At 71.9% G+C, this 24,918-nt stretch carries 22 protein-coding genes and 2 pseudogenes; 12 read left to right on the top strand and 12 right to left on the bottom strand.

Annotated elements, in window-relative coordinates; genetic code table 11:
* Nucleotides 1–254 precede the first annotated feature (254 nt).
* Nucleotides 255–1,358 carry an RNA polymerase sigma factor RpoD gene (gene rpoD, locus ACFOWE_RS14460; protein ID WP_377287840.1) on the bottom strand — a complete coding sequence of 368 codons (1,104 nt, stop codon included), beginning with the start codon at nucleotides 1,356–1,358 and terminating at the stop codon, nucleotides 255–257.
* A gap of 185 nt (nucleotides 1,359–1,543) precedes the next feature.
* Nucleotides 1,544–3,466, bottom strand: a complete 1,923-nt coding sequence (gene dnaG, locus ACFOWE_RS14455) for a DNA primase (RefSeq protein ID WP_377287838.1) — start codon at nucleotides 3,464–3,466, stop codon at nucleotides 1,544–1,546.
* A gap of 160 nt (nucleotides 3,467–3,626) precedes the next feature.
* Between dnaG and ACFOWE_RS14450 the strand changes: the two genes are divergently transcribed.
* On the top strand, nucleotides 3,627–4,487 hold the full coding sequence (locus ACFOWE_RS14450) for a M23 family metallopeptidase (RefSeq protein WP_377289124.1): 861 nt from the start codon (nucleotides 3,627–3,629) through the stop codon (nucleotides 4,485–4,487).
* A gap of 38 nt (nucleotides 4,488–4,525) precedes the next feature.
* Here the strand turns inward: ACFOWE_RS14450 and ACFOWE_RS14445 are convergent, their stop codons facing one another.
* Together ACFOWE_RS14445 and ACFOWE_RS14440 are read right to left on the bottom strand one after the other, a co-directional pair.
* Nucleotides 4,526–5,782, bottom strand: coding sequence for a deoxyguanosinetriphosphate triphosphohydrolase (locus ACFOWE_RS14445; RefSeq protein WP_377287836.1), 1,257 nt, complete (start codon nucleotides 5,780–5,782; stop codon nucleotides 4,526–4,528).
* 93 nt (nucleotides 5,783–5,875) lie between these two features.
* Nucleotides 5,876–7,189, bottom strand: coding sequence for an RNA-guided endonuclease InsQ/TnpB family protein (locus tag ACFOWE_RS14440; protein WP_377287834.1), 1,314 nt, complete (start codon nucleotides 7,187–7,189; stop codon nucleotides 5,876–5,878).
* A 223-nt stretch (nucleotides 7,190–7,412) separates the two neighbouring features.
* Here ACFOWE_RS14440 and ACFOWE_RS14435 point away from each other — a divergent pair, with 223 nt between their 5' ends.
* On the top strand, nucleotides 7,413–8,264 hold the full coding sequence (locus ACFOWE_RS14435; RefSeq protein ID WP_377287832.1) for an IS5 family transposase: 852 nt from the start codon (nucleotides 7,413–7,415) through the stop codon (nucleotides 8,262–8,264).
* Between the two features lie 26 nt (nucleotides 8,265–8,290).
* Nucleotides 8,291–8,716: a hypothetical protein gene (locus tag ACFOWE_RS14430; protein WP_377287830.1), complete on the top strand. Its 426-nt coding sequence runs from the start codon at nucleotides 8,291–8,293 to the stop codon at nucleotides 8,714–8,716.
* Nucleotides 8,717–8,728: 12 nt separating this feature from the next.
* On the opposite strand, the gene ACFOWE_RS14425 is transcribed toward ACFOWE_RS14430, so the two are convergent.
* Nucleotides 8,729–9,535, bottom strand: coding sequence for a nucleotidyltransferase (locus ACFOWE_RS14425; RefSeq protein WP_377287828.1), 807 nt, complete (start codon nucleotides 9,533–9,535; stop codon nucleotides 8,729–8,731).
* 189 nt (nucleotides 9,536–9,724) lie between these two features.
* Here ACFOWE_RS14425 and ACFOWE_RS14420 point away from each other — a divergent pair.
* The 3 genes and pseudogenes from ACFOWE_RS14420 to ACFOWE_RS14410 all read left to right on the top strand — a co-directional run.
* Nucleotides 9,725–9,980 (top strand): annotated as a pseudogene (locus ACFOWE_RS14420) (transposase domain-containing protein); the annotation flags it as partial.
* Nucleotides 9,976–10,113: pseudogene (locus tag ACFOWE_RS14415) on the top strand (transposase); the annotation flags it as partial. The pseudogenes ACFOWE_RS14420 and ACFOWE_RS14415, both read left to right, overlap by 5 nt.
* A complete protein-coding gene (locus ACFOWE_RS14410) occupies nucleotides 10,102–10,383 on the top strand; it encodes a hypothetical protein (RefSeq protein ID WP_377287826.1) in 282 nt (93 codons plus the stop codon). The pseudogene ACFOWE_RS14415 and the gene ACFOWE_RS14410, both read left to right, overlap by 12 nt.
* Before the next feature lie 354 nt (nucleotides 10,384–10,737).
* Here ACFOWE_RS14410 and ppdK read toward each other — a convergent pair whose 3' ends face one another.
* The 5 genes from ppdK to ACFOWE_RS14385 form a co-directional block, all read right to left on the bottom strand.
* Nucleotides 10,738–13,380, bottom strand: a complete 2,643-nt coding sequence (gene ppdK, locus ACFOWE_RS14405) for a pyruvate, phosphate dikinase (protein ID WP_377287824.1) — start codon at nucleotides 13,378–13,380, stop codon at nucleotides 10,738–10,740.
* Between the two features lie 415 nt (nucleotides 13,381–13,795).
* Nucleotides 13,796–14,764: an acetylxylan esterase gene (locus ACFOWE_RS14400; RefSeq protein ID WP_377287822.1), complete on the bottom strand. Its 969-nt coding sequence runs from the start codon at nucleotides 14,762–14,764 to the stop codon at nucleotides 13,796–13,798.
* 140 nt (nucleotides 14,765–14,904) lie between these two features.
* A complete protein-coding gene (locus ACFOWE_RS14395; protein WP_377287820.1) occupies nucleotides 14,905–16,287 on the bottom strand; it encodes a glycine--tRNA ligase in 1,383 nt (460 codons plus the stop codon).
* A 244-nt stretch (nucleotides 16,288–16,531) separates the two neighbouring features.
* Nucleotides 16,532–16,810 carry an antibiotic biosynthesis monooxygenase family protein gene (locus ACFOWE_RS14390; protein ID WP_377287818.1) on the bottom strand — a complete coding sequence of 93 codons (279 nt, stop codon included), beginning with the start codon at nucleotides 16,808–16,810 and terminating at the stop codon, nucleotides 16,532–16,534.
* 152 nt (nucleotides 16,811–16,962) lie between these two features.
* Nucleotides 16,963–18,375 carry a BtrH N-terminal domain-containing protein gene (locus tag ACFOWE_RS14385; protein ID WP_377287816.1) on the bottom strand — a complete coding sequence of 471 codons (1,413 nt, stop codon included), beginning with the start codon at nucleotides 18,373–18,375 and terminating at the stop codon, nucleotides 16,963–16,965.
* A gap of 447 nt (nucleotides 18,376–18,822) precedes the next feature.
* Between ACFOWE_RS14385 and ACFOWE_RS14380 the strand changes: the two genes are divergently transcribed.
* The 6 genes from ACFOWE_RS14380 (at nucleotide 18,823) to ACFOWE_RS14355 (ending at nucleotide 23,237) form a co-directional block, all read left to right on the top strand.
* Nucleotides 18,823–19,251, top strand: coding sequence for a DUF6703 family protein (locus ACFOWE_RS14380; RefSeq protein ID WP_377287814.1), 429 nt, complete (start codon nucleotides 18,823–18,825; stop codon nucleotides 19,249–19,251).
* Between the two features lie 223 nt (nucleotides 19,252–19,474).
* Entirely contained in the window at nucleotides 19,475–20,458 is a 984-nt protein-coding gene (locus ACFOWE_RS14375) for a metal ABC transporter substrate-binding protein (protein ID WP_377287812.1), read from the top strand.
* A 60-nt stretch (nucleotides 20,459–20,518) separates the two neighbouring features.
* Entirely contained in the window at nucleotides 20,519–21,277 is a 759-nt protein-coding gene (locus ACFOWE_RS14370; RefSeq protein WP_377289122.1) for a metal ABC transporter ATP-binding protein, read from the top strand.
* Between the two features lie 49 nt (nucleotides 21,278–21,326).
* Nucleotides 21,327–22,160 (top strand): metal ABC transporter permease, encoded by an 834-nt coding sequence (locus ACFOWE_RS14365; RefSeq protein ID WP_377287810.1) that lies wholly within the window; start codon nucleotides 21,327–21,329, stop codon nucleotides 22,158–22,160.
* Entirely contained in the window at nucleotides 22,157–22,546 is a 390-nt protein-coding gene (locus ACFOWE_RS14360; protein ID WP_377287808.1) for a Fur family transcriptional regulator, read from the top strand. The genes ACFOWE_RS14365 and ACFOWE_RS14360 overlap by 4 nt, the downstream gene beginning before the upstream one ends.
* Before the next feature lie 142 nt (nucleotides 22,547–22,688).
* Complete coding sequence (locus ACFOWE_RS14355; protein ID WP_377287806.1) at nucleotides 22,689–23,237, top strand: CGNR zinc finger domain-containing protein; 549 nt, start codon at nucleotides 22,689–22,691, stop codon at nucleotides 23,235–23,237.
* A 33-nt stretch (nucleotides 23,238–23,270) separates the two neighbouring features.
* On the opposite strand, the gene ACFOWE_RS14350 is transcribed toward ACFOWE_RS14355, so the two are convergent.
* Nucleotides 23,271–24,062 carry an isoprenyl transferase gene (locus ACFOWE_RS14350; protein WP_377287804.1) on the bottom strand — a complete coding sequence of 264 codons (792 nt, stop codon included), beginning with the start codon at nucleotides 24,060–24,062 and terminating at the stop codon, nucleotides 23,271–23,273.
* The gene (recO, locus tag ACFOWE_RS14345; protein ID WP_377287802.1) at nucleotides 24,059–24,796 is read right to left on the bottom strand and encodes a DNA repair protein RecO; all 738 of its coding nucleotides are present in this window, start codon (nucleotides 24,794–24,796) and stop codon (nucleotides 24,059–24,061) included. Before recO ends, ACFOWE_RS14350 begins: the two co-directional genes overlap by 4 nt.
* Between the last annotated feature and the right edge of the window lie 122 nt (nucleotides 24,797–24,918).

Below are 24,918 nucleotides of genomic sequence, written 5' to 3'. Positions count from 1 at the left end.
TTGACCCGCCCTTGGACCGCCCCTCCCGGGACGGCCGGAGGGACCTTCCCGGACCGCCGGAGCGGCCTTCCCGGGGACGATCGGAGCGGTGTTCCAGGACGGACCGGAGCGGTGTTCCGGGACGATCGGAGCGGTTTTCCGGGGAAAGCATCTCCACGCGGACGCGCAGGGGCCCCGGAGCGTCGCTCCGGGGCCCCTGCGCCCGTCTCCCGGGCCTGGCGGACGCCCCCTCGCGGGCCGGGGCCGCCTCCCCTTCAGTCCAGGTAGTCGCGGAGTATCTGCGCCCGAGTCGGGTGGCGTAGTTTCGCCAGGGTCTTGGACTCGATCTGGCGGATGCGCTCACGTGTCACGCCGAACTCCCGGCCGACCTCCTCCAGCGTCCGGGGATGCCCGTCGGCCAGGCCGAAGCGCAGCTGGATGATGCGCTGCTCGCGCTCCGACAGCGTCGCGAGGATCTCCTCGAGCTGGTCCTGCAGCATGATGAAGGCCGCGGCCTCCATCGGCACCACCGCGTCGGCGTCCTCGATGAAGTCACCGAGGTCGGAGTCCTCCTCGCCGATCGGCGACTGCAGCGAGACCGGCTCCTGGGCGATGCGCTGGATCTCGATCACCCGCTCGATCGGGAGGTCCATCTCCAGCGCGATCTCCTCCGGCGCGGGTTCCCGGCCGAGGTCCTGGTGGAGCTGGCGCTGAACCCGGACCAGCTTGTTGATCGTCTCCACCATGTGCACCGGAATGCGAATGGTGCGCGCCTGGTCGGCGATCGCCCGCGTGATCGCCTGGCGAATCCACCAGGTGGCGTATGTGGAGAACTTGTAGCCTTTGGTGTAGTCGAATTTCTCGACCGCCCGGATGAGACCGAGGTTGCCTTCCTGGATCAGATCCAGGAAGAGCATTCCGCGTCCCACATAGCGTTTGGCGATCGACACGACCAGCCGGAGATTGGCCTCGATCAGCCGCTGCTTGGCCCGCTGCCCATCCCAGGCGAGCTCGCTCAGCTCCGGGAAGGCCAGCGGCGAGACCAGGCCGGCGAGCTTCTCCTCGGCGAACAGGCCGGCCTCGATGGACTTGGCGAGCTCCACCTCCTCCTCCGCCGTGAGCAGCGGCACCCGCCCGATCTCCCGCAGGTAGATGCGGACCAGGTCGCTGGTCGGCGCCCGTCTTCCGGCCTCTTCCTCCTCGGGTCTGGCGCTCTCCTCCTCTCCCTGGGGCTCGAGGACCTCCACTCCGTTCTCGGCGAGCATCCGGACGACGCGCTCGAGCGCGTCGGACGGCAGCTCGGATCTGTCGAGAGCCGCGGCCACGTCGTCGACCGTGACGCTTCCGCGCTCCCTCCCTTTCGCGACGAGGTCGGCCACCTGGTCTACCGAAGGCGGCCCGCTTGGCAGCACCGATGCACCCACGGGACACAGTCTGCTGTATTAGTCACCCAAAACGGCAGACCTATTTTTGTCACCAGAGGTAAGGTCGCAATCATTATCGGATCGAGACCTAATTCAGGTTTGGTCGAATACGCGCCAGGAAATTAAAGCCGATTGCGCGGTCAGCCGCCGGCGGTCCGCTCCCGCAGCGCCCGCCGTTGCCTCTCCAGCTGGAGCAGCTCCGCGAACAGCCGGTTGTACTCCTCCTGAGCGGCCACCGGGTCGGTCCGCTCGAGCTCCGACTTCAGCTGGTCGATCGCCCGGGAGACCGAGATCGTCTCCAGCGCGGTGAGCAGGTCGGAGGCGTACCGCTGCTCGTTGGCGGGATCCGTCCGCAGCTCCTCCACCGCCAGCCGGGTGACCGTCCCGCGCAGGTCGTCGCCGGCCGCGGCGAGCAGGCGGTCCACCCACTCGCGCCCGCCCGGGCCCCCCGACACCGCCCCTCCCGCGTCCATGACGAGCTTGTGGAGCGCGACGTGCTCGGGCAGCGTGAACGCCTCCGGGCCGATCGCGTCGAACCGGGCGCCGAGCAGCGCCGGACGCTGCACCGCCAGCTTCAGCACCTCGGCCTCGGTCCGCACGCCCGGGTCGGTGAGGTCGGCGACGCGCCGCGGCCCCTGAGGCCCCTGAGGCCCCTGAGGCCCCTGGCGGCCCTGGAGACCGGGCCCGCCCTCCCGGGAGCGGCCCCGCCCCGAGCCCGCGCCGGAGGCCCCGGGGGCTCCGGCGACCTCGGTGATCCGGTCGACCACGAACCGCTCGTTGTTGAAGCCGAGCCAGCGGTCCAGGTCCACCGCGTACAGGCCGCGCAGCGCCCGGTCCCTGATCCCCGCCACGATCGGCGCGGCGGCGTCCAGCGCGGCCAGCCGTCCCTCGTTGGTGCTCACGTCGTAGCGGGAGATCGTGCTGCGGATCGCGAACGCGAACAGCGGCTGCCTGCCCGCCACCAGGTCGCGGACCGCCGCGTCGCCCCGCTGGACCCGCAGGTCGCACGGGTCCAGCCCGTCCGGCTGGACCGCCACGTAGGTCTGGGCGGAGAACTTCTGCTCGTCGGCGAAGGCCCGCAGCGCCGCCTTCTGCCCGGCCGAGTCGCCGTCGAAGGTGAACACGACCTCGCCCTGCGAGCCCGTGTGGTCCAGCAGCAGCCTGCGCAGCACCTTGATGTGCTCGGCGCCGAACGCGGTGCCGCAGGTGGCCACGGCCGTCGTCACCCCGGCCAGGTGGCAGGCCATCACGTCGGTGTAGCCCTCGACGATCACGGCCTGGGAGTGCTTGGCGATCTCCCGCTTGGCCAGGTCCACGCCGTACAGGACCTCGCTCTTGCGGTAGAGCGGCGTCTCCGGCGTGTTGAGGTACTTCGGGCCGTCCTCGGCGTCGTTCAGCTTGCGCGCGCCGAAGCCGATGACGTCGCCGGTGATGTCGCGGATCGGCCAGACCAGCCGCCCCCGGAAGCGGTCGATCGGCCCCCGCCGCCCCTCCTTGGCCAGCCCGCCCTTGACCAGCTCGGCGGCGGTGAAGCCGCGCGCCAGCAGGTGCCGGGTCAGCGCCTCCCATCCGGCGGGGGCGTAGCCCACGCCGTAGCGCTCGGCGTCGACCCGCTCGAACCCGCGCTCGGACAGGAAGCGCCGGCCCGGCGCGGCCTCCGGGTCGGACAGCTTGGCGGCGTAGAACTCCGCGGCGGCCCGGTGCGCCTCGACGAGCCTGCTCCGCTCGCCCTGCTCCCGGCCGGGCACGTAGCCGCCCTGCTCGTAGCGGAGCTGGATGCCGGCCCGCTGCGCCAGCCGCTCCACCGCCTCGGCGAACGACAGGTGCTCCATCCGCCGCACGAAGGTGATGACGTCGCCGCCCTCCCCGCAGCCGAAGCAGAAGTAGTAGCCACGGGCGGGGGTGACGTTGAAGGAGGGGCTCTTCTCCTCGTGGAAGGGGCACAGCCCCTTCAGGTTGCCGCCTCCGGCGTTGCGGAGCTGGATGTGCTCGCCCACGACGTCGGCGATCGGGGAGCGCTCCCGCACGAGCGCGATGTCGTCGTCACTGATCCGGCCTGCCACGCCGTGAGTCTAGTCCGGCCCTCCGACAGCCCTGGGCGGGAGCGGGCCGGGCCCGGCGACGGCCGGAGGCAAAGCGACTTTCCGGAACAGGTCGTGGCCGATGCCGGGGTCCGTTACAAAGGTAACGGCCTATTCTGGATAGCTTATGCGGGTGGACATCATGCGATCGGGGCATCGATCGGGACATACAGCACGGCTGGCCGCCGTGGCCGGCGCCGTCCTCGCCGTGGGGGCGTGCGGCTCCCCGGCCGGGGTCGCGGGGGTCAGCACGGTGCCGCCGGCCTCCGGGGCCGAGGCCGCCGCGGCGGATCCGGTGACGGCGACGATCCCCGCGCCGGTCGCCCAGGGCGAGCCCTCGGCCACCCCGGCGGTGGCGCCGCCCAAGGGCGACGAGCCGGTCCCGGTGCCTCCGCCGAAGGTCTCCGAGTTCACGTACACCTTCCCCGTGCAGGGGTGCGAGACCTCCTACCAGAGCAAGCTCCTGGTGCTTCCCAAGACCACGATCTGGGCTCCCAAGGGCTGTTCGTTCGTCTCCCCCGTGGACGGCGTGGTCCACGAGGTGAACACCAAGAACCGGTGGAGGCCCTCCACCGACAAGGGACAGGACCGCGAGGGCCGGTTCGTCACGGTCCTCGGCGAGGACGGCGTGCTCTATCTCGGCGGCCACCTGGACGCGGTCGCCCCGGGGATCGCGCCGGGCACGCGGGTCAAGGCCGGGCAGGTGCTCGGCCAGGTCGGCAACTCGGGCAACGCCCGCGCCACCGCGAGCAACCTCTACTTCGCCATCTCCTGGAAGACCGAGCCCTCCCTGTGGTGGGTACGGCGGGGCATGGTCGAGCCCTGGGACTATCTGGACGCCTGGCTGAAGGGCAACCGCACCCTCTCCCCCGCGGCCGAGACGCGGGCGATGGTCAAGCGCGTCGGCGCCACGCCGAAGTGCGCGATCCTGTGCGCGTCCAAGGCCCCCGAGCGGAAGCCCGAGCCGAAGCCGGAGAAGACCAGGATCAGCCTGAACGACTGACGCGCCCGCACGTCAGCGCCCGCCCGGTCAGCACCCGGTCAGCGCCCGCTCAGGCGGCGGTGCCAGGTGACCGCCGAGGTGTCGGTGAGCGAGGCGATCTGGTCGACGACCACGCGGAGCCGGCCCGCGTCGTCCTCCGCCCTGGCGAAGGCGGGCCGGAGCGCGGGCTCCAGCGAGCCGGGCGCGCCCCGCGCGATCAGCCGGGCCAGCTCGTGGATGAGCTCCCGCTGCCTGGCCCGGTTGGCGCTGTGGTCCTCGCTGGTGATCACGTAGTGGGCGGTGAGGCCCTTGAGCACCGCGCACTCCAGGCGGACGTCCCGGGGCACGACCAGGTCGGCGCCGTAGCGGCCCGGAGCCGGGCCGTACGCCTGCCGGGTGGCGCACTCGGCGGCCCGGCACAGGCGGCCGATGAGGGCGCTGGTGAGGGCCTTGAGCGCGGCGAGGCCGGCCAGGGAGCCGTCGAGGTGGCGGGGCCACAGCGGCAGGGAGACCAGACGGGCGAACGCCTCCTCCAGTTCGGCGGGGTCGGCGTCGGGGGCGTACCACGCGCGGGTGGTCACGCACACGTCGCGGCGCTCGGCGGCGTCGCGCAGCGCCTCCGGCGTGACCAGCCCCGCCTGCAGCGCGTCCTCCAGGTCGTGCACCGAGTAGGCGACGTCGTCGGCCCAGTCCATGATCTGCGCCTCGAAGCTCGCCCGCCCGTCGGGGGCGCCCCGGCGCATCCACTCGAAGACCGGCAGGTCGTCGTCGTAGGCCCCGTACGGCCGCCGCCCGTCGGCGGCGGGGGGCGGTGCGGCCCCGCGGGTCCAGGGGTACTTGCAGGCCGCGTCGAGGGCGGCGCGGGTGAGGTTCAGCCCGGCGCTGCGGCCGTCCTCGGTGAGGATCTTGGCCTCCAGCCGGGTGAGCAGGCGCAGACTCTGCGCGTTGCCCTCGAACCCCCCGCACGGCGCGGCGATCTCGTTGAGCGCGGTCTCGCCGTTGTGCCCGAACGGCGGGTGCCCGAGGTCGTGGGCCAGGCAGGCGGTCTCCACGAGGTCGGGGTCGCGGCCGAGCGCCTCGCCCATCTCGCGGCCGATCTGCGCGCACTCCAGCGAGTGGGTCAGCCGGGTGCGGGGGATGTGCTGGCCGTGGCCGAGGGTCTCGCCCGGCCCGACGACCTGGGTCTTGGCCGCGAGCCGCCGCAGCCCGGCGCTGTGCAGCACCCGTGCCCGGTCCCGGGCGAACGGCCCTCGCTCCGGGTTGCCGGGGGGTTCCGGCACCCATCGTTCCTGGTCGCGCTGATCGTAGTGCTGCATGAGTGCAGTGATTTTATCCACGTAGGGGAGGTCCATGCCGAACCGCCGTTGACCTGCTCCCCGCCCTGAAAGGGACGGGGATTCCCGTGCCGCTCACGCGGCAGCGCACGGCGCGCCGCGCGCTGTGGAACGGGTGCTTGACGCTTCACCGACCCAGGCGACCCCGAGGTCTCCACGCCCTGAGACGGCCGGCCCGGCCGCCTGTCCTGTGGCCTTGACGCACTTGGCCGCGTTCACGTCGGCGTGCTCGGTATGCCCGCAGGCGGTGCAGCGAAAGAGCGCTTGGCTGTCGCGGCTCTTGGCGTCCACCCGCCCGCAGGCCGGAGCCGAGCACGTCTGGGACGTGTACGCGGCCGGGACCATACTGACGATGCTGCCGGTGCAGCGGGCTTTGGAGCGCACCGCGACCTCCAGCCCGTACCAGCCCTTGTCCAGGATCGCCCGGTTCAGTCCGGACTTCTGCGCCACCCGAACTCCTGGCGCGTCCACCGTGCCGGCCGCCGAGGCGGTCATCGCGCGCACGTTCAGATCTTCGAAGACGATGTGCGCGTAGTCGCGGGTCAGCCGGTGCGCGGCCTGGGCGTTGAAGTCCGCCCGCCGCTGCCGGGCCCGCCGCATGAGCTGCGCTATCTGGGCGGCCACCCCGGCGCGCCGGGCCGACCCTTTGCGGGCGCGGGCCAGGCGGCGCTGCAACCGGACATACCGCTCCGCCTCACCGGCCGACAGATACCCGGCCCGCTTCCCGCCCTCGCCTTCTCCTTCGGTCGGAGGGCGCATGCTGGACACCCCGGCCGGGCCGGCATGGCGGCGATCGAAGAACTCCCCGTCACTGGTGACGGCCGCGGTGACGACCCCCCGGTCCACCCCCGCCACCGCATCCGGACGGGCGTGCACCTCCGGCGTCCGATGCCCGTCCTCGACCACGAACGCGATGAACCAGTGCACGCCGTCGCGGGAGACCGTCGCCGACCGCACGCTCCCGCCCAGCGGCCGCGACAGCCGGAAGGGCACCCATCCGAACTTCGGCAGCAGCACCCGCCCCCATCTGCGGTTGACCGTCTGGACCGGGACGTGTGCGGGGGTGGGGAAACGAAACGACGGCCGCCACCGCTGCCTGGTCTTCCAGCGGACCCTCCCGGTGCCGTGCCGGCGGCACGCGGCGTCCAGGTCCTTGAGCGTCTGCTGCAGCACCTGGGCGGGCGGCTCCGCCAGCCAGGGGAACTCCTTCTTGGCCTCGGCGAGCTGGCGGCACTGCTCGGCGTAGCCGATGAACGCGCCACGGTCGCGGTAGGCGCGGCGCTGGGCCGGGCCGGTGTTCCACACCGACCGGCACACCGCGGCCACCCGCTCGGCCAGCAGTCGCTGCCCGGTGTCGAACTCCAGCCGGTAGCGGCGCCCGGTCAGCACGCGAAACACCTCCCTCGGCCCGCCGGATGACTCCTTTTCCCGTATCGGACTCGAACACGCTAGCGGCCGATCGATGATCAGGGAGGGCGAACACCGAAGAAGCAGGCCGGTGCCGTTGCCTGAGAGGGAGTTTTGTGATGGATCGTCCTCATATGGGTTCTCTCGGAGGTGAGGGTCCTGTGATGGAGGTCGACGCTCGGTGTGAACCCGGTGGACTGGCGGTATGGGCGAGCGTAAGCCGTACCCCAGCGATCTGTCCGACGAACGATGGGCGCTGATCGAGCCGGTCATCACGGCATGGAAGGCCCGGCACCCCTCGGTCAGCGGACATCGGGGGCGTTACGCGATGCGGGAGATCGTCAACGCCATCCTCTACCAGGCCCGGACCGGCTGCCAGTGGCGATACCTTCCCCATGACCTGCCGCCGCACACCGCGGTGTACTACTACTTCGCCGCCTGGCGCGACGACGGCACCGACCAGACCATCCATGACCTGCTGCGCTGCCAGGCCCGGGAGAAGGCCGGACGGCGAGAGGACCCCACCGCGGTGGTCTTGGACACCCAGACCGTGCACGCCTCGGTCAGCGCGCCGGCCGCCACGACCGGGCTGGACGCGGGCAAGAAGAGCCGGGGCCGCAAGCGGGGCATCGCCGTCGACGTGACCGGGCTGGTGATCGCGGTGGTGGTGGCCGCCGCAAGCGTGCACGACAACGCGATCGGCGTCGCCCTGCTGGACAAGGTCACGATCGACAACCCCGCCGTCACCAAAGCGTGGGTGAACGCGGGGTTCAAGAACGCGGTCACCGCGCACGGAGCCGCTCTGGGCATCACGGTGGAGACTGTGCACCGCGACCCGCAGACCAGAGGGTTCGCGCCGCTGCCCAAGCGGTGGGTGGTCGAGCAGGTCTACGGCAGCCTGATGCTGCACCGCCGCCGGGTACAGGGCTACGAGCGGCTGACCGTCAGCGCCGAATCGATGCTCTACTGGTCGATGACCGACAATATGACCCGTCGGCTGACCGGCACCGCGACCTCGCCGTGGCGGCCGGCTGCGCGTCTGAGCCTGGCGGCGTGAGGCCACCGCGTTCCGGCGCCGCACCGATGGTGCCCGATGAACTGCTGCGGCACCTGGACGAACGCGAACAGGACGCTCATGCCGAAGCCGATCGGCTGCGCGCCGCGATCGCCGAGTTGTCGGCTCGGCTGGAAGAGGCCGAGCAGGTGGTGTCCCGTCTGCGGCTCACCCGGCAGACGCTGCTGGAGATCGCCGGGCGGCAGGACGAGCAGGACCGGCCCGGCGCAGGCGGCTCAGGTGAACCTCTTCCACCCGCCTACCAGGAGATTCTGGCCGTCTTGGCGCGCACTGAAGGCGGCCTGCGAGCCAAGGACCTGTGCCGTGCCCTGGACGTCGGAGATCAGCCACGTCATGTCGAGGGCATGCGCGCCAAGCTCAAACGCCTGGTCGGCCGCGGTATCCTCACCGAGCCGGAACCTGGCCTATTCACGACGAACAGGAACAAAAGCTAACAAAACTCCCTCTCAGGTCCGTGAGGTCTTGTGTCCGTGAACAGCGGTGTACTCGGTGGCGAGCCAGGGGCCGAGGTTGTCGATGAGCATGCTGATGGTGCCCGCATCCGCTGTCGGGGTGCGGGCTGTCGCCGCGGCGAGGCGCATCTGGGCGGCGCGCTGAGGGTAGTGCCCGGCGAAGATCTCAGCGGAGTGGGCCAGATCGCTGGTCCAGCCGCCCCAGCGGGGCATGACCAGGGTGAAGCCGGTCCGCACGATGCGGCGGGAGACGACGCGGGTGAGCGCTCTACGTTCGGTGTCCGAACTGATAGTGACCGCCCGCTTACGCCATTGCGGGAGCATCAGGTCCAGATCGCCGTTGGTCTCGCGGGCGCGCAGGGAGGTGGGGCGGTAGCGGGGCAGTCGTGCGGCCAGGTCATCACCGAACAGCGGAGTGCACAGGCAGGCGACGAACCAGCCGAGGTCATGGCGTTCCAGATCGCTCAGCAGAGTGTCCGTGCTGAACAGCAGGGTGCCGACTCCGTTGACCTGAGAGAAGGAGGCATCAAGCATGGCCTCCAGCGCGTCGGCGTCGGCCCGGTCGGTGGTGGTGGGATCGTGGTGCAAGGCGAGCACCAAGTCGAGGTCGGAGACGGCGGGGATCGCGGTGCCACGCGGGATGCTGCCGCAGAGGTAGGCGCTGTGCAGCCGCGTGCGGTCGAAGGCCGCGGCGATCTGCTCGCGAGCGACATCGACTACAGCTACGAACTCCTTCTGCACGCGGCTCAAGGAGCCCTCCCGTGCGATGAACCCGTCGGCATCCAGTCCCTTATCTGTCATGAAAGCACTGTGCCGTGCCTGCCACTCCGTCGGCGAACGATTATTCGATCTTGGGACAAGGCCGCGTAGTTGAGGATCCCGAGTACGCGGCAAGCCATCGGTGAGTACGACCACAGCCAGAAAGAACAGGAACGGGACCTCTGATAGACCAGGAGATCCGCCAAGATCCCCCCGTGTCCCGAGGTCCCGTTGCGTTCTGATTCCGCCGCTCTCACGCTCACCCGCACCATCACCATCACCATCACCGACGGAGTCTTCGCCCCGGCCACCTGGGCGAACTCACCCAGCACCTGCCGTTCGAGCTGATCGACGCGGTACTGGCCGACACCGGCACAACCCAGCAGCGGCTGCGCGCCTTGCCCTCCCGAATCGGGATCTACTTCCTGTTGGCCCGGGCCTGATCCCCGAACTGGGCTACCTGCGGGTCCGGGACAAGCTGACTGCCGCGCCGGTGGGTGGTGGAGAGAACGTTCGCCTGGCTGAGCCGCTACCGCCGGCTGGTGCGCATCTACGAGCGCAGGCCCGACCATCACGAAGCCCTGATCTGGTGGGCCACCGTGCACCAGATGACCCGCCGCCTGACTCGTGAGCTGTCCAGTCGGCCGCTCCATGGCCGCTGGAGCGATCCGCCGCCCCTGCCGGAGCTGACCAGCCCCGACCGGCGCGGCAAGGTCCTGGAGCTGCTGGCCGCTCAGCCCTGGCGGGCCCGGAGAGGGGCGGAGCCGGCCGCGATCCTCGGTATCGAGAACGTCAACAGCTTCCGCGTCCAGCTGTCCCAGTGGTCCCCCCAGGGCCACATCAACAAGATCGGACCAGCTCTCTACGGTTCCGTCCCTGTGAGCGCTTAAGCCTTTGCCAGCAGGCTCTAACGCTCAGTCGCTCTGCGTAGTGCTGCTATGCGCCGCAGCATGGGGCGGGTACGGTGCAGCATGCCGAAGCCCGGGATGTCCCGCCTATCGGCGGGACATCCTCTGACAGAAACCGTATTCATCCCCGGTCTGAAGGCCGATGCCTTCTGCGGCCCTTCGGTAAACACTCGCGGGACTCCGGGGAAGGCCGTGGCCCTCCTGGGTGCCCCTCCCGGACCGGGAACGCGCGCGGCCCGTGCCCTCCCCCAGCGGGGCGGGCACGGGCCGTTGGACGGGGTCCTCCGGGGATGGAGGGCGCGGGCGGAGCGGCGGGCGCAGCCGCGTCAGCGGGTGTTAGCGGGTGTCGGAGCCCCCGCCGGCCAGGGCCGCCCGGGCGGCCTCCAGCCGGGCGACCGGGACGCGGAACGGCGAGCAGGACACGTAGTCCAGGCCCACCTCGTGGCAGAAGTGGATCGAGTCGGGGTCGCCGCCGTGCTCGCCGCAGATGCCCAGCTTGAGGTCGGGGCGGGTCCTGCGGCCCTCCTCCGCGGCGATCCGCACGAGGCGGCCGACGCCGTCGCGGTCCAGGGTCTCGAACGGGGAGACGCCGAAGACGCCCAGGTCGAGGTAGCGGGAGAAGAACGCGGCCTCGACGTCGTCGCGGGAGAAGCCCCAGGTCATCTGGGTGAGGTCGTTGGTGCCGAAGGAGAAGAACTCGGCGGCCTCGGCGATCTGGCCGGCGGTCAGCGCGGCGCGCGGCACCTCGATCATCGTGCCGACCAGCGCCTCGACGCCGGTCTCCGCCAGGATCCGCACGGCCTCCTCGCGGACGCACTCCAGCTCCTGGACCGCGCCGACGAGCGGGATCATGATCTCGGCGCGGGTGCCGGGCACCGCCCTGGCGGCCTCGGCGATCGCCCGGACCTGCATGGCGAACAGGCCGGGGATGACCAGGCCGAGCCGTACGCCGCGCAGGCCCAGCATCGGATTCTGCTCGTGCAGGCGCTTGACCGCGGCCAGGAGCTTGACGTCCTTGGCCTCGGCCCGGTCCCCGGCGAGGGCGACCCTGACCGAGAGCTCGGTGTAGTCGGGCAGGAACTCGTGGAGCGGCGGGTCGATCAGGCGGATGGTCACGGGCAGGCCGTCCATCGCCCGGAAGAGCTCGGTGAAGTCCGCCCGCTGCAGCGGCTCGAGCGCGGCCAGCGCCCGCTCCCGTTCGTCGTCGCCGGCGGCCAGGACCAGGTCCTCGACCAGCTGCCGGCGGTCGCCGAGGAACATGTGCTCGGTACGGCACAGCCCGATGCCCTGCGCGCCGAACCGGCGGGCGCGGGAGGCGTCCTCGGCGTTGTCGGCGTTGGCCCGTACGGCCAGGCGGCGCCTGGCGTCGGCGTGGGTCATGATGCGGTCGACGGCCGCGACGAGCTCGTCGTCGCCGACCGGGGCGCCCTCGAAGTACTCCACGACCGGGGAGGCGACCACGGGCACCTCGCCGAGGAAGACCTCTCCGGTGGAGCCGTCGATGGAGATGACGTCGCCCTCGGAGACCACGAGGCCGCCGGGGGCGGTGAACCGCCGCTCCTTGGTGGAGACCTCCAGCTCCTCCGCGCCGCAGACGCAGGTCTTGCCCATGCCGCGGGCGACCACGGCGGCGTGCGAGGTCTTGCCGCCGCGCGAGGTGAGGATGCCGCGCGCGGCGATCATGCCGGCGAGGTCGTCGGGGTTGGTCTCCCGGCGGACCAGGATGACGGCCTCGCCCTGCGCGGCGAGCTCGACGGCCCGCTCGGCGGTGAAGACGGCCTTGCCTACGGCCGCGCCCGGGGAGGCGTTCATGCCCTTGGCGATCTTCTTCTTCTCGGCGCCGCCGTCGAAGCGGGGGAACATCAGCTGGGCGAGCTGGTCGCCGGTGACGCGGGTGACCGCCTCGTCGATGCCGATCAGGCCCTGGTCCACCAGCTGGACGGCGATGCGGAAGGCGGCGGCCGCGGTCCGCTTGCCCACCCGGGTCTGGAGCATCCAGAGCTTGCCGCCCTCGATGGTGAACTCGATGTCGCACAGGTCGCGGTAGTGGTTCTCGAGCTTCTCCATGATCTGCAGGAGCTCGTCGTAGGAGCGCTTGTCGATGCGCTCCAGCTCCTGCAGCGGAAGGGTGTTGCGGATGCCCGCCACCACGTCCTCGCCCTGGGCGTTCTGCAGGTAGTCACCGTAGATGCCCTGGTGGCCGCTGCCGGGGTCGCGGGTGAAGGCCACGCCGGTGCCGGAGTCCATGCCGCAGTTGCCGAAGACCATCGTGCAGACGTTGACGGCGGTGCCCAGGTCGGCGGGGATGCGCTCCTGGCGGCGGTACAGGACGGCCCGCGGGGCGTTCCAGGACTCGAAGACGGCCGTGATGGCCATGAGCATCTGCCGGTGCGGGTCGGCGGGGAAGTCCGACCCGGTCTGCTCGCGGACGATGCCCTTGTAGGTCTCGACGAGGCGCTGGAGGTCCTCGGTCTCCAGGTCGAGGTCGCTGCGGCCGTTCTTGAGCTCCTCCAGGGCCTCGTCGAACAGTTCGCCGTCGATGCCCTGGACCGTCTTGCCGAACATCTGGATGAGGCGGCGGTAGGAGTCCCAGGCGAAGCGCTCGTTCCCGCCGGCCTGCTTGGCCAGGCCCCGGACCGACTCGTCGTTGAGGCCGATGTTGAGGACGGTCTCCATCATGCCGGGCATGGAGAACTTCGCACCGGAGCGCACGCTGACCAGCAGGGGGTCGTCGGCCTGGCCGAGGCGGCGGCCCATCTTCTCCTCCAGCGCGGCCAGGTGCCGGGAGATCTCCTCCTCCAGGCCGCCGGGCAGGGCGCCGTCGGTCAGGAAGCGGCGGCACGCCTCGGTGGTGATGGTGAAGCCGGGAGGCACCGGCAGGCCGAGATTGGTCATCTCGGCCAGGTTGGCCCCCTTACCGCCGAGCAGATCCTTCAGATCTTTGTTGCCCTCGGTGAAGTCGTAAACGTACTTGGGCACGGCTGCTCCTTCTACGGCTTCAAATGACGTGCGCTTCCGCCTTAGTCGGGACTCTACCGACGAAGAAGCGGATGAAACGCCACACACGCCCAAGTAAGGCATCTATGCAGGTCACATGCCTCCATGCGGTCTAATCCACTTAAAATTGGCGATATTTTCCGAGTGATATCGGTCACCCCATGAATTGGTATGAACCAATTGGTATAAACCAATTTCCCGATGTTCACCGGAGCCCGTGCGCACCGCGGAGCCCTGCCGGACCGCCCTTCGCGAGGCCGCTCCCGGCGCCCTTCAGGGGCGGTCCATCGAGGGCGGCCCGGCAGGAGTGCTCCCTCAGAAGTGATCCGTCAGAGGCGGCCCCGCAGAGGCGGACCGGCGGAGGATCCATCAGAGGCGGACCGCCAGAAGTGATCCGTCAGAGACCGAGGTGCGTCCGCAGGAACGCCGCCTCCTCCATCGCGTGGGCGGACTCGCCGCCCTCGTGCCCGTTGAACGGGTACACCCTGATCTCCTTCGGCCCCGCGTAATGGTTGTGGGCGGCGAAGACCGTCGAGGGCGGCGTGACGCCGTCCCGCAGGGCGACGGAGAACAGCGCCGGCGTGGCGGCACGGACCGCGAAGTTGAGCCCGTCGACGTACGACAGGGTGGTGAAGACCTCCTCCACCCGGTCCTTGAAGGCCCGGCAGTAGGCGGCGAGCTCCGCGTAGGGGTACTCGTCCGTGATCTGCACGGCGTGCCGGATGTGGCACATGAACGGCACGTTGATCAACGCGCAGGACAGGTCCGGCACCAGCGCGGAGACCGCCAGCGCCGTGCCGCCGCCCTGGCTCGTGCCCGCCACGGCGATCCGGCCGGCGTCCACCGCCGGGTGGGAGCGGGCCGCCTCGACCGCCCGGACGGCGTCGGTGTAGAGCCGCCGGTAGTAGTAGCCGGCGGGGTCGCCGATCCCCTTGGTCATCACGCCGGGCGTCTGCGGACCGGTGCCCGGCTCCGGGTCGGCGGTGTCACCGCGCCGCCAGCCCGCGCCCTGCCCCCGCGAGTCCATCACGAACACCGCCCGGCCGAACGAGGGCCAGAGCAGCCAGTCGATCGGCAGGCCGCGCCCGCCGCCGTAACCGATGTACTCCACCACGCACGGCACCGGGCCCGAGGCCCCGCGCGGCACCAGCAGCCACCCCCTGACCTGGTGCCCGCCGTACCCGGCGTAGGTGACGTCGTACACGTCGGCCACCGCCAGCCCGCTCTCGTACGGCGTGAACACCGCGTTCAGCTCGTGCTTGCGGGCCTCGGTGAGCGTACGGTCCCAGAAGGCGTCGAAGTCGGACGGCTCCGGCCGCTCAGGCAGATAACCACGCAACTGGTCCAGCGGCATGTCGACGAACATCGTCGGCTCCTTGTCGTGAAAGACGGGCATGCATCGGGCACCGCAGTGCCGACCAGGAGGATCCCGCCCGGATCAGACAAGGTCAACATGGAAGCGGCTCCCGCCGGACAGACGGGAGCCGCAGGCCGCACGCGGCGGGATCAGTCGTTGAGGTGCTGGCGGAGGTAGGACTCGACCTGGTCGAGGGAGACCCGCTCCTGGGCCATCGAGTCACGCTCGCGGATGGTCACCGCCTGGTCCTCGAGGGTGTCGAAGTCGACGGTGACGCAGAACGGCGTGCCGATCTCGTCCTGGCGGCGGTAGCGGCGGCCGATGGCGCCGGCGTCGTCGAACTCGACGTTCCAGCGCCGGCGCAGCTGCGCGGCCAGGTCCTTGGCCTTCGGCGACAGGTCGGCGTTGCGCGACAGCGGCAGCACCGCGACCTTGACCGGCGCGAGCCGGTGGTCGAGGCGCAGGACCGTGCGCTTCTCCATGACGCCCTTGGCGTTGGGCGCCTCGTCCTCGGTGTAGGCGTCGATGAGGAAGGTCAGCGTGGCGCGGTCGACACCGGCCGCGGGCTCGATCACGTACGGCACGTAGCGCTCGCCCGTGTCCTGCTCGAAGAAGCTCAGGTCGGTGCCGGAGGCCTTGCCGTGCGCGGTCAGGTCGAAGTCCGTGCGGTTGGCGATGCCCTCGAGCTCGCCCCACTCGCTGCCGGTGAAGTTGAAGCGGTACTCGATGTCGACGGTGCGCTTGGAGTAGTGGGACAGCTTCTCCTGCGGGTGCTCGTAGAGCCGGAGGTTGTCCTTGTTGATGCCCAGGTCGACGTACCAGCGGAAGCGCTCGTCGATCCAGTACTGGTGCCACTCCTCGTCGGTGCCGGGCTTGACGAAGAACTCCATCTCCATCTGCTCGAACTCGCGGGTGCGGAAGATGAAGTTGCCCGGGGTGATCTCGTTCCGGAACGACTTGCCGATCTGGCCGATGCCGAACGGGACCTTCCGGCGCGCCGACTGCTGCACGTTGAGGTAGTTGATGAAGATGCCCTGCGCGGTCTCCGGCCGCAGGTAGGCCAGGCCGGACTCGTCCTCGACCGGGCCGAGGAAGGTCTTCAGCAGGCCGCTGAACTGCCGGGGCTCGGTGAAGGCGCCCTTGTTGCCGCAGTTGGGGCAGGTGATGTCGGACAGGCCGCCGGGCTCCCTGCCGTGCTTCTCGGCGAACGCCTCCTCGAGGTGGTCGGCCCGGAAGCGCTTGTGGCACGACTGGCACTCGGTCAGCGGGTCGCTGAAGGTCTCGACGTGCCCGCTGGCCTTCCACACCTCGGGGGCGAGGATGACGCAGGAGTCGAGGCCGACGACGTCCTCACGCCCCTGGACCATGGCCGTCCACCACTGCCGCTTGACGTTGTTCTTCAGCTCCACGCCCAGTGGGCCGTAGTCCCACGACGCGCGCAGGCCTCCGTAGATCTCGCTGGAGGGGTAGACGAGCCCACGTCGCTTCGAGAGGCTGACGATGGTGTCCATGATGTCCGTACGGCGTGCCATAAGGGAGTATCTCCATCCGGCTGGAGGTCGGCGAGGAATCGACTGATGAGTTCCCAGCTTAGGGGAGGCCGGGAGGGACGGGCGCGCACATTCCCCGCCGGACCGGTCCGCGCCGCCGCGCGGCTCCGCCGGGACCGCGCCGCGATCCCCGCTCGACGCGCCGGGCGCGGCACGGCCGCCGCCCGGTGACCGTACCGGCCGCCGGGACACGGGCCGTGCCCGGGCCTCACAGCCGCCGGGCGCGTCAGGCGCGCTCGACGTCCTCGAAGGCGCTCGGCTCGTTGATCATCAGTGTCATCAGCGGGTACATCGCCATCCGCGCCGCGCCCAGGGCACGCCGGTAGAACCCCGCGCCCTCCCACTCGCTGACCAGCGCCCACAGCTCCGGCTCGTCCACCGACCTGGTCACGCGGCCCCGCACGTAGCCCGGCTGCGCGGCCAGCGTGTCGATGATGTCGTGCGCCTGGGCCAGGAACTCCCCGGTCCGCGCGGGCGGCACCGAGTAGCGGATGAGAGCGAGCATCCGCCCAGCATGCCAGAGCCGCGGGCGGGCCCGGTCGCGGGACCGGGCCCGCCCGCCGCCTCACGGGCCCGCCGCCTCGCACGGGCCCACGGGCTTCACCGCCTCACGGCCCCACCACCTCACGGGCTCACGGGCTCACGGGCTCACGGGCTTCACCGCCCGAGCACGTCCCGCAGGGCGGCCGCCGCCTCGGTCTCCGCCCGGTGGATCTCGGCGAGCCGCTCGCTCAGGTCGGCGAAGAGCGCCTGCTGGTCCCTGACCGGCGAGGCCCGGTCCACCGCGGCCCGCAGCTCCCGCAGTTCCGCGGCGCCGGCCACGGCTTCGTCGGCTTCCCCGGTCCCGTCGATCCCTCCGGCCTCATCAGCCCCGTCAGCCCTGCCGGCCGGACCGGCCCCGCTCTCCGCCGGGGCGCCGCCCGCCGTACCGTCCTCGCCGTCCCCGTCCGGCGGGCCGGCCGCCGCGCCCTCGGCGAGCAGGGACTCCCGGATCCGCGCGGTGAGCGCGCGCATGCGGGCGAACTCCTCGACCTCCAGCGGGAGGGCCGCCTCGGCCAGTCCGTGCCAGAGGCCGTGGATCCGGCGGAACTCCCCGGCGAGACCGGCCAGGGGGAGCCCCAGCAGCGGGCCGGCCTCCTCCAGCGCGTCGGCGAACAGGTCGCGCAGGTTGCCGCCGTCCGCGCCGACCGGTTCCACTCCCTCCCACATCGACAGCAGCGCGCCCGCCAGCCCGCGCCCGTCGGCGAAGACCCTCGGCCAGCCCTTGGCGTTGCGCGGGTCGACGAGCAGCCGCGACCACTTGCGCCAGGCGGGCAGCGAGAACGACTCGGAGGACGCGCTCAGGTGCTCGGCGGCGTCGTGCAGCCCCTCCAGCGCCGCCGCGGCCAGCCGCTCGGCGCCGAGCCCGCCCGCGGCGGCGGGGTCCAGGACGTGCATGACGTTCTTGTAGGAGGGCACCCGGGCCCGCGCGGCGTCCATCCGCGCCCGCGGCACCCTGATCGGGGCCGCTCCCCGGTCGTCGACGAGCACGTCCTCGCCGTCCCGCCGGTAGACGACCACCGGGTGCCCGCCGTGCCCGTCCAGGCTCGCGGGCAGGCCCCAGTAGCCGACGTGGTAGCGGTCGGGCAGCACGATGCAGGGCCGTCCCGCGTCGAGCTCCCCGGTGAGCCTCGCGGCCGCGCCCCTGACCCCCGAGGTGGTGTGCACGGCGTGGGCGAGGCCGAGCCGGTCGAGGGTCTTGGCCATCCAGCGGTCGTGGTACTGCCACTGGTTGCGGAAGCCGAGCACCAGGTGCCGGCTGTCGTCGTGCTTGAACTCCCACAGGATGTATCCGGCGCCGATGCCGCCCCCGGCGAGGAAGACCAGCGGTTCGCTGATCGCGGCGCCCTGGTTGGCGAGCACGGCGGCGATGGCCGCGCTGCCCGGCTCGCGCCCGCCGTGGAAGGTCCAGCCGCCGTCGGAGCGGGGCTCGGGTCGGTCGACGACGTGACGGCGGGCGGCGGTGTAGCTCTCCCCGGTCTTCGCCATGCGCGCCCGGATCCGGATCTTGAGCTGCTTCTTGCTGGTCATGCTGACTCCGCTCGCGGCGTCCGGCCACCCGCAGCCCACGCCTGCCGGTCGGCCCGCCGCGATACCGGTCGGTGCACGAGACCCGCAGGCTCCCGAGGCACGTACGTCCCCTTTGCCTCCGTGGAGCACGGGCGGCGTGGGCGCCCGATCGAGGAGGTTCGGCGGGGGAGCCCGCCGCCGCGAGTCTACGTACGGCCGGCGCCGGATCACAAGCGGGGAACCCGGGGGTCCGCAGCTCCCCGCACCACGGCTCCCCGCACCACGGCTCCCCGCACCACGGCTCCCCGCACCACGGCTCCCCGCACCACGGCTCCCCACGCCATCGATCCCCGCCCCGCCGCTCCCTCCGCTCCCTCCGCCTCCGGGCGGGGCGGCCGGAGGCGCGCCCCGGAGTCCTCGGTGCGCCGGACCGTACCGCGCCGGTCACCACGGCGTTAGGCTCGGGCCGTGGCCGACAAGCGCAGTCCCGACCGTCCCGGCTCCGCCCGCCCCACGCACCCGCTGGCCCGGCGGCCCGCCCCCGGCCGCCCGTCCGGCGGCGCGGCCCGGCGGCGCCCGCTCCCGCCCGGGGAGCAGTTCTTCACCCCCGGCGCCACCGGACTGCGGAAGAAGGCCGAACGGCTCAGCGCCACTCCCCTGGTCTTCCTGTTCCAGCTGCCGCGCTGGGTCCTGCCGGTGCTCCTGGTGGTCCTCCTCCTGGCGGGATTCGCGGTGCCGTCGTTCTGGGGCGGCCTGGCCGTGCTCCCGGTGGCCGCGTTCGTCGGCTGGCTGGCCTACATGTCGTGGCCGTCCCTGGGCGCCGGGGCCCGCGTCCTCCGGATCGCCCTGCTCACCTTCCTGCTCCTGCTGGCCGCCGACCGCTTCGGCGCCTTCTGAACCCGGCGGCGCCACCGCCGCACCCCGCCCCTTCGGCGCCACCGCCGTTCTCCCACCTCGCCGGCGCCGCCGCGCCCCCGCGCCCCGCCCCGGCGGCATCACCGCGGCACTGCGTCCCGCCCCTCCCCGGTCCGGCCGTGCCGTACCGGGCCTGCGGTGTCCCTGTGGGCGGCCACGGTACAGATTTTGACAACCGTTTTCATTTACACGCATACTGGCGGACATGATGTCCGACTCCTCCCCACGTATCCGCATGCGGGTGGCAGGCCTGCTCACCGGGATCGCCGCCCTCACCGCCACCGCCGCCTGCGGGGCGGGGAACGCCGCCTCGGGCAGCGCGGCGGACGGCCGCACCGAGGTCACCGCGGCCCTGTACCCCCTGGAGTGGCTGGCCGGGCAGGTGGGCGGGCCCGACGTCTCCGTCACCGCCCTGACCGAGCCGGGCGTCGAGCCGCACGACCTGGAGCTGACCCCGGCCCAGGTGGCCGGGATGGAGCGGACCTCCCTGGTGGTCTACATCAGGGGCGTGCAGCCCGCCGTGGACGAGGCGGTCGGGCAGCACGCCGCGGACCGGAACTTCGACGCCGCCGACGTGGTCAAGGTCCTCGCCCTGCCCGCCGAGGAGGAGCACGGCGAAGAAGGGCACGGCGAGGAGGGGCACGGCGAGGAGGGGCACACCCACAGCGCCTCCGACGTCTCCTACGACCCGCACCTCTGGCTCGACCCGAGCCGCTTCGCCTCCGTCGCGACCGCGCTCGGCGGGCGGCTGGCCGTCGCCGACCCGGCCCACGCCGCCGGCTACCGCGAGCGCGCCGCCGAGACGGCCGCCGCCCTCACCGCCCTCGACGGCGAGCTGGCCGAGGGGCTGGCGAAGTGCTCCTCGCGCTCCCTCGTCACCGGCCATGAGGCCTTCGGCTACCTCGCCGACCGCTACAAGCTCACCCAGGTCGGCATCAGCGTCGACCCGGACAGCGAGCCCTCCCCCGCGCGCCTGGCCGAGGTGGTCGAAATCGCCAAACGGGAAAAAGTGACTACCATTTTCACCGAGACCCTTGTCAGCCCGAAGGTCGCCGAGGTTCTCGCCCAGGAGGTCGGCGCCAAGACGGCGGTCCTCGACCCGATCGAGAGCCGGCCGGAGCAGGGGGACTACATGTCCGCCATGCGGCAGAACCTCACGACACTCAGAGCGGCGCTCGGCTGCTCGTGACGGCACCATCCCGTGAAGGCACCAGGTGACCAGGTGACAGACAGAGAAGAAGCGTTCACCATGCGCGGCGGCCAGGTCACCCTGGACCGGCGGCCGGTGCTGCGCGGGATCGACCTGACCGTCCACGCCGGTGAGGTGGTGGCGGTCCTCGGCCCGAACGGGTCGGGCAAGTCCACCCTCGTCCGCGCCCTGCTCGGCCTCGTCCCCCTCTCCGGGGGCTCCACCCTCCTGTACGGCCGCCCGCCCGCCCGCTTCCGCGACTGGTGGCGGATCGGCTACGTGCCCCAGCGGCTCTCGGTGGGCGGCGGCGTGCCGTCCACGATCCGCGAGGTCGTCGCCTCCGGCCGGATCGCCCGGCAGCGCCGGTTCCGGCCGACCAGCGCGGCCGACTCGGCCGCGACCACCCGCGCGCTGGAGGCGGTCGGCCTGGCCGACCGGGCCGGCGACCCGGTCCAGGCGCTGTCCGGCGGGCAGCAGCAGCGGGTGCTGATCGCCCGCGCCCTGGCCGGCGAGCCCGACACCTTCGTCATGGACGAGCCCACGGCCGGCGTGGACGCGGCCAGCCAGCAGATGCTCGCCGACACCCTCGCCCACCTCGTGGCCGGCGGCAGGACGGTCGTGCTGGTCGCCCACGAGCTCGGCCCGCTGGAGCCGCTGATCACCCGGGCGGTGGTCGTCCGCGACGGCTTCCTCTGCCACGACGGCCCGCCGCCGCACGCGGTCGGCACGCACGCGCTGCCCGGTCACGACCACGTGCACCCGCACGCCCCCGAGGAGCCCGCGAGCGCCCTCCCCCTGGACTGGAGGCCCACACCGTGACCGACCGCCGATCGGGCCGCCCGGCCCCCGTCCGCCCGGGAGCGCCGCGGTGATCGAGCTCCTCGGCTTCGACTTCATGCAGCGCGCCCTGATCGCGGCGCTGCTCATCGGCCTGACCGCCCCGGCCGTCGGCACCTTCATCGTGCAGCGCCGCCTGGCCCTGCTCGGCGACGGCATCGGGCACGTCGCGCTGACCGGCGTGGCGCTCGGCTTCCTCACCGGCACCGCCCCGGTGCTCACCGCCGTGGTCGTCGCGGTGCTCGGCGCCGTGGCCATCGAACTGGTCCGCGCACGCGGCAGGACCAGCGGCGACGTGGCGCTGGCCCTGCTGTTCTACGGCGGCATCGCCGGAGGCGTGCTGCTCATCTCGCTCGCCCCCGGCGGCAGCAACGCCACCCTCACGTCCTACCTGTTCGGTTCGATCAGCACCGTCACGCTCCAGGACGTGTGGGTGATCGGCGTGCTCGCGGTGGCCGTGCTCGGCGTCGTGGCGGTCTTCGGCCGCGAGCTCTTCGTCCTCTGCCAGGACGAGGAGGTCGCCAGGGCCTCCGGGCTGCCGGTCAGGTTCCTCAGCCTGCTGATCGCCGTCATCGCCGCGCTGACCGTGGTCATCGCCATGCGGGTGGTCGGGTTGCTGCTGGTCAGCGCCCTGATGGTGGTCCCGGTGGCGACCGGCCAGCAGCTCACCCGGGGCTTCCGGAGCACGATGCTGCTCGCCATGGCCTTCGGGCTGGTCTCCACGGTGGGCGGGCTGACCACGTCCTTCTACGTCGACGCGCCGCCGGGCGCCCTGATCGTGCTCGTCGCGCTGGGAGGGTTCGCCCTGGCCCTCGGGCTCGGTAGATTCGTACGCCGAAGCCGACCACAGGAGTCCCGTCCATGAGCAGCAACAGGCGCGATGCCGTACACGACGTCCTCCGCCGGAGCGAGGGCTTCCGCAGCGCGCAGGACGTCTACGCCGAGATGCGCGCGGGAGGCGCCAAGATCGGGCTGACCACGGTCTACCGGGCGCTGCAGACGCTGGCCGACAACGGCCACGTCGACGTGCTGCGCACCGACGACGGCGAGTCGGTCTACCGGGCGTGCGCCAGCGGCGACCACCACCACCACCTGGTCTGCCGCCGCTGCGGGCGCACGGTGGAGGTCGCCGGTCCGGCGGTGGAGCGCTGGGCCGAGGCCGTGGGGGCCGAGCACGGGTTCACCGACGTCACGCACACCCTCGAGGTCTTCGGCACCTGCTCGGCCTGCTCGGCCGCCAGGTCCGCCTGACGGGGCCGGCCGGCGGGCCGGCACGAGGGCGGCCGGTACGGCGGGCGCACGGCGCGGGCCCCGCGGGCGGCGGCACGGGAGGATAGTCTTCCGCAGACCGCCGTACGCGTGACCGTGCCGAACCCCGTCCAGAGGAGCCGACATGCCATTCGGACATGACATGGTGCACTCGCTCGCCACCGCCGTCGACCTGGTCAACACCTCGCCCGCCACCGGGGGCGAGGACCGGCTGGACTCCCTGGAGGCGCTCACGGAGTTCGTGGAGCGCTGGCAGATCAGCGGCGTCGGCGAGCTCGGCGCCGGCGACCTGGGCCAGGTCCGCGCCCTCCGCGAGGCCTTCCACCGGGTCTTCACCGCCCCCGACCAGGCCACCGCGGTCATCCGGCTCAACACGCTGCTGAGCGAGACCCGCATCACCCCGCGGCTGACCGAGCACGACGGCCATGCCCTGCACGTCCACTACTTCGCCCCGGGCGCCTGCCTGGGCGAGCACCTGGCGGCCGACCTCGGCGTGGCCCTGGCCCACCTGCTGGTCGAGGGCGAGTGGGAGCGCCTGCGCACCTGCTCGGCCCCCGACTGCGAACGCGTCTTCGTCGACGAGTCCCGCAACCGCTCCCGGGTCTACTGCGACAGCCGCACCTGCGGCAACCGCATGCACGTGGCGGCCTACCGGGCCCGCCGCCGCGCCTGAGCGCCGCGGGCGGACCCTTCCGGTGCGGACGGCTCAGCCGCGCGGGGGCCGGGCGACCTCGTTGGGGACCGCCCCGCCGTACCTGCGGTCGCGCTTGGCGTAGACCTCGCACGCCTCCCACAGGTCGCGGCGGTCGAAGTCGGGCCAGAGCCGGTTGAGGAAGACCATCTCGGCGTAGGCCGACTGCCAGAGCAGGAAGTTGGAGGTGCGCTGCTCGCCGGAGGAGCGCACGAACAGGTCCACGTCCGGGATCTCCGGCTCGTCCAGATAGCGGGCGAAGGTCTCCTCCTTCACCCGGCCCGGCTTGACCCGGCCGGCGGCGATGTCGGCGGCCAGCTTGAGCGCGGCGTCCACGATCTCGGCGCGGCCGCCGTAGTTGACGCAGAACTGCAGGGTCAGCGTGGAGTTGTGCCGGGTCATCTCCTCGGCGTCCTGCAGCTCGGAGATGACGCTCTTCCACAGCCGCCCGGGGCGGCCCGCCCAGCGGACCCGCACGCCCATGGCGTGCAGCTGGTCGCGGCGGCGGCGGATGACGTCGCGGTTGAACCCCATCAGGAAGCGGACCTCGTCGGGGGAGCGCTTCCAGTTCTCGGTGGAGAAGGCGTAGGCCGACAGGTACGGGATGCCCAGCTCGAGCGCGCCCTCGATCACGTCGAAGAGCGAGGCCTCGCCCGCCTTGTGGCCCTCGGTCCGCGGCAGCCCGCGCTGCTTGGCCCACCGGCCGTTGCCGTCCATCACGATCGCGACGTGCCGGGGGACGAGGTCGCGCGGGATCGGCGGGGGGACGGCGCCGGAGGGGTGGGGGGCGGGGGGACGGACGTTCACGGTGCGGGCTCCCTTTCTACGTGTCGCAGAGAGCGTATGCCGTGTTCCAGGTGCCACTGCAGATAGGCGGCGACCAGGCCGCTGCACTCGGCGCGGTGCCGGGCCTCGGAGGCGTCCGCCACCGGCCAGTCCCCCCGCAGCAGGGCGCTCATCAGGGCCATGGTCTCCCCCGCGGGCACGGCGGCGCCGGCCGGGCGGCAGTTGCCGCACACCGCGCCGCCCGCGACGATGGCGAAGGCCCGTACGGCTACGCCCTGGCACCGGGCGCACGCGGTCAGCGCGGGCGCGTAGCCGGCCACGGCCAGCGAGCGCAGGAAGTAGGCGTCGAGCACCAGCCGCGCCTCGTGCTCCCCCTCCGACAGGGCCCGTAGCCCGCCGACGAGCAGCAGGAACTGGCGGAGCGCGGGCTCCTTCTCCCCCATGATCAGCCGGTCGGCCGTCTCCAGCATCGCGCTGCCGGCCGTGTAGCGCGGGTAGTCGGAGATGAGCGCCTCGCCGTACGGGCGGATGGTCTCCACCTGGGTGATCACGTCCAGGGTGCGGCCGGTGTGCAGCTGGAGGTCCACGTGGGTGAACGGCTCCAGCCGGGCCCCGAACCGCGAGGTGGTGCGCCGCACGCCCTTGGCCACGCCCCGGATCTTGCCGGTCCGCTTGGTGAGGACCGTGATGATCCGGTCGGCTTCCCCCAGCTTGTGGGTGCGCAGCACGACGCCCTCGTCACGGTACAGACTCACTTGTTCAGTCTAAGGGGACGAGCCGCCCGGCAAGGTTTCAGCGACGATCATCCGGCACGGATGGGTCACGGGTGCATGTTGTTCACTCGGAACTCACTAAACTTTGGCCTCTGGCGAACTTT

Origin of the sequence: Planomonospora corallina (assembly GCF_042650625.1) — a bacterium.
Classification (GTDB): domain Bacteria; phylum Actinomycetota; class Actinomycetes; order Streptosporangiales; family Streptosporangiaceae; genus Planomonospora_B; species Planomonospora_B corallina.
The sequence above is the reverse complement of the archived record's forward strand: the minus strand, read 5'-3'. Positions and strand labels throughout refer to the sequence as shown.

Bases quoted from the DNA above. Each gene is read 5' to 3' on its own strand.
- ACFOWE_RS14390 (WP_377287818.1), bottom strand. From the start codon at position 16,810: ATGCTCGCTCTCATCCGCTACTCGGTGCCGCCCGCGCGGACCGGGGAG.
- ACFOWE_RS14450 (WP_377289124.1), top strand. From the start codon at position 3,627: ATGCGATCGGGGCATCGATCGGGACATACAGCACGGCTGGCCGCCGTG.
- ACFOWE_RS14435 (WP_377287832.1), top strand. From the start codon at position 7,413: ATGGGCGAGCGTAAGCCGTACCCCAGCGATCTGTCCGACGAACGATGG.
- ACFOWE_RS14410 (WP_377287826.1), top strand. From the start codon at position 10,102: ATGACCCGCCGCCTGACTCGTGAGCTGTCCAGTCGGCCGCTCCATGGC.
- ACFOWE_RS14430 (WP_377287830.1), top strand. From the start codon at position 8,291: ATGGTGCCCGATGAACTGCTGCGGCACCTGGACGAACGCGAACAGGAC.
- ACFOWE_RS14445 (WP_377287836.1), bottom strand. From the start codon at position 5,782: ATGCAGCACTACGATCAGCGCGACCAGGAACGATGGGTGCCGGAACCC.
- ACFOWE_RS14425 (WP_377287828.1), bottom strand. From the start codon at position 9,535: ATGACAGATAAGGGACTGGATGCCGACGGGTTCATCGCACGGGAGGGC.
- ACFOWE_RS14385 (WP_377287816.1), bottom strand. From the start codon at position 18,375: ATGACCAGCAAGAAGCAGCTCAAGATCCGGATCCGGGCGCGCATGGCG.
- ACFOWE_RS14360 (WP_377287808.1), top strand. From the start codon at position 22,157: ATGAGCAGCAACAGGCGCGATGCCGTACACGACGTCCTCCGCCGGAGC.
- ACFOWE_RS14375 (WP_377287812.1), top strand. From the start codon at position 19,475: ATGATGTCCGACTCCTCCCCACGTATCCGCATGCGGGTGGCAGGCCTG.
- ACFOWE_RS14400 (WP_377287822.1), bottom strand. From the start codon at position 14,764: ATGTTCGTCGACATGCCGCTGGACCAGTTGCGTGGTTATCTGCCTGAG.
- ACFOWE_RS14370 (WP_377289122.1), top strand. From the start codon at position 20,519: ATGCGCGGCGGCCAGGTCACCCTGGACCGGCGGCCGGTGCTGCGCGGG.
- ACFOWE_RS14395 (WP_377287820.1), bottom strand. From the start codon at position 16,287: ATGGCACGCCGTACGGACATCATGGACACCATCGTCAGCCTCTCGAAG.
- ACFOWE_RS14355 (WP_377287806.1), top strand. From the start codon at position 22,689: ATGCCATTCGGACATGACATGGTGCACTCGCTCGCCACCGCCGTCGAC.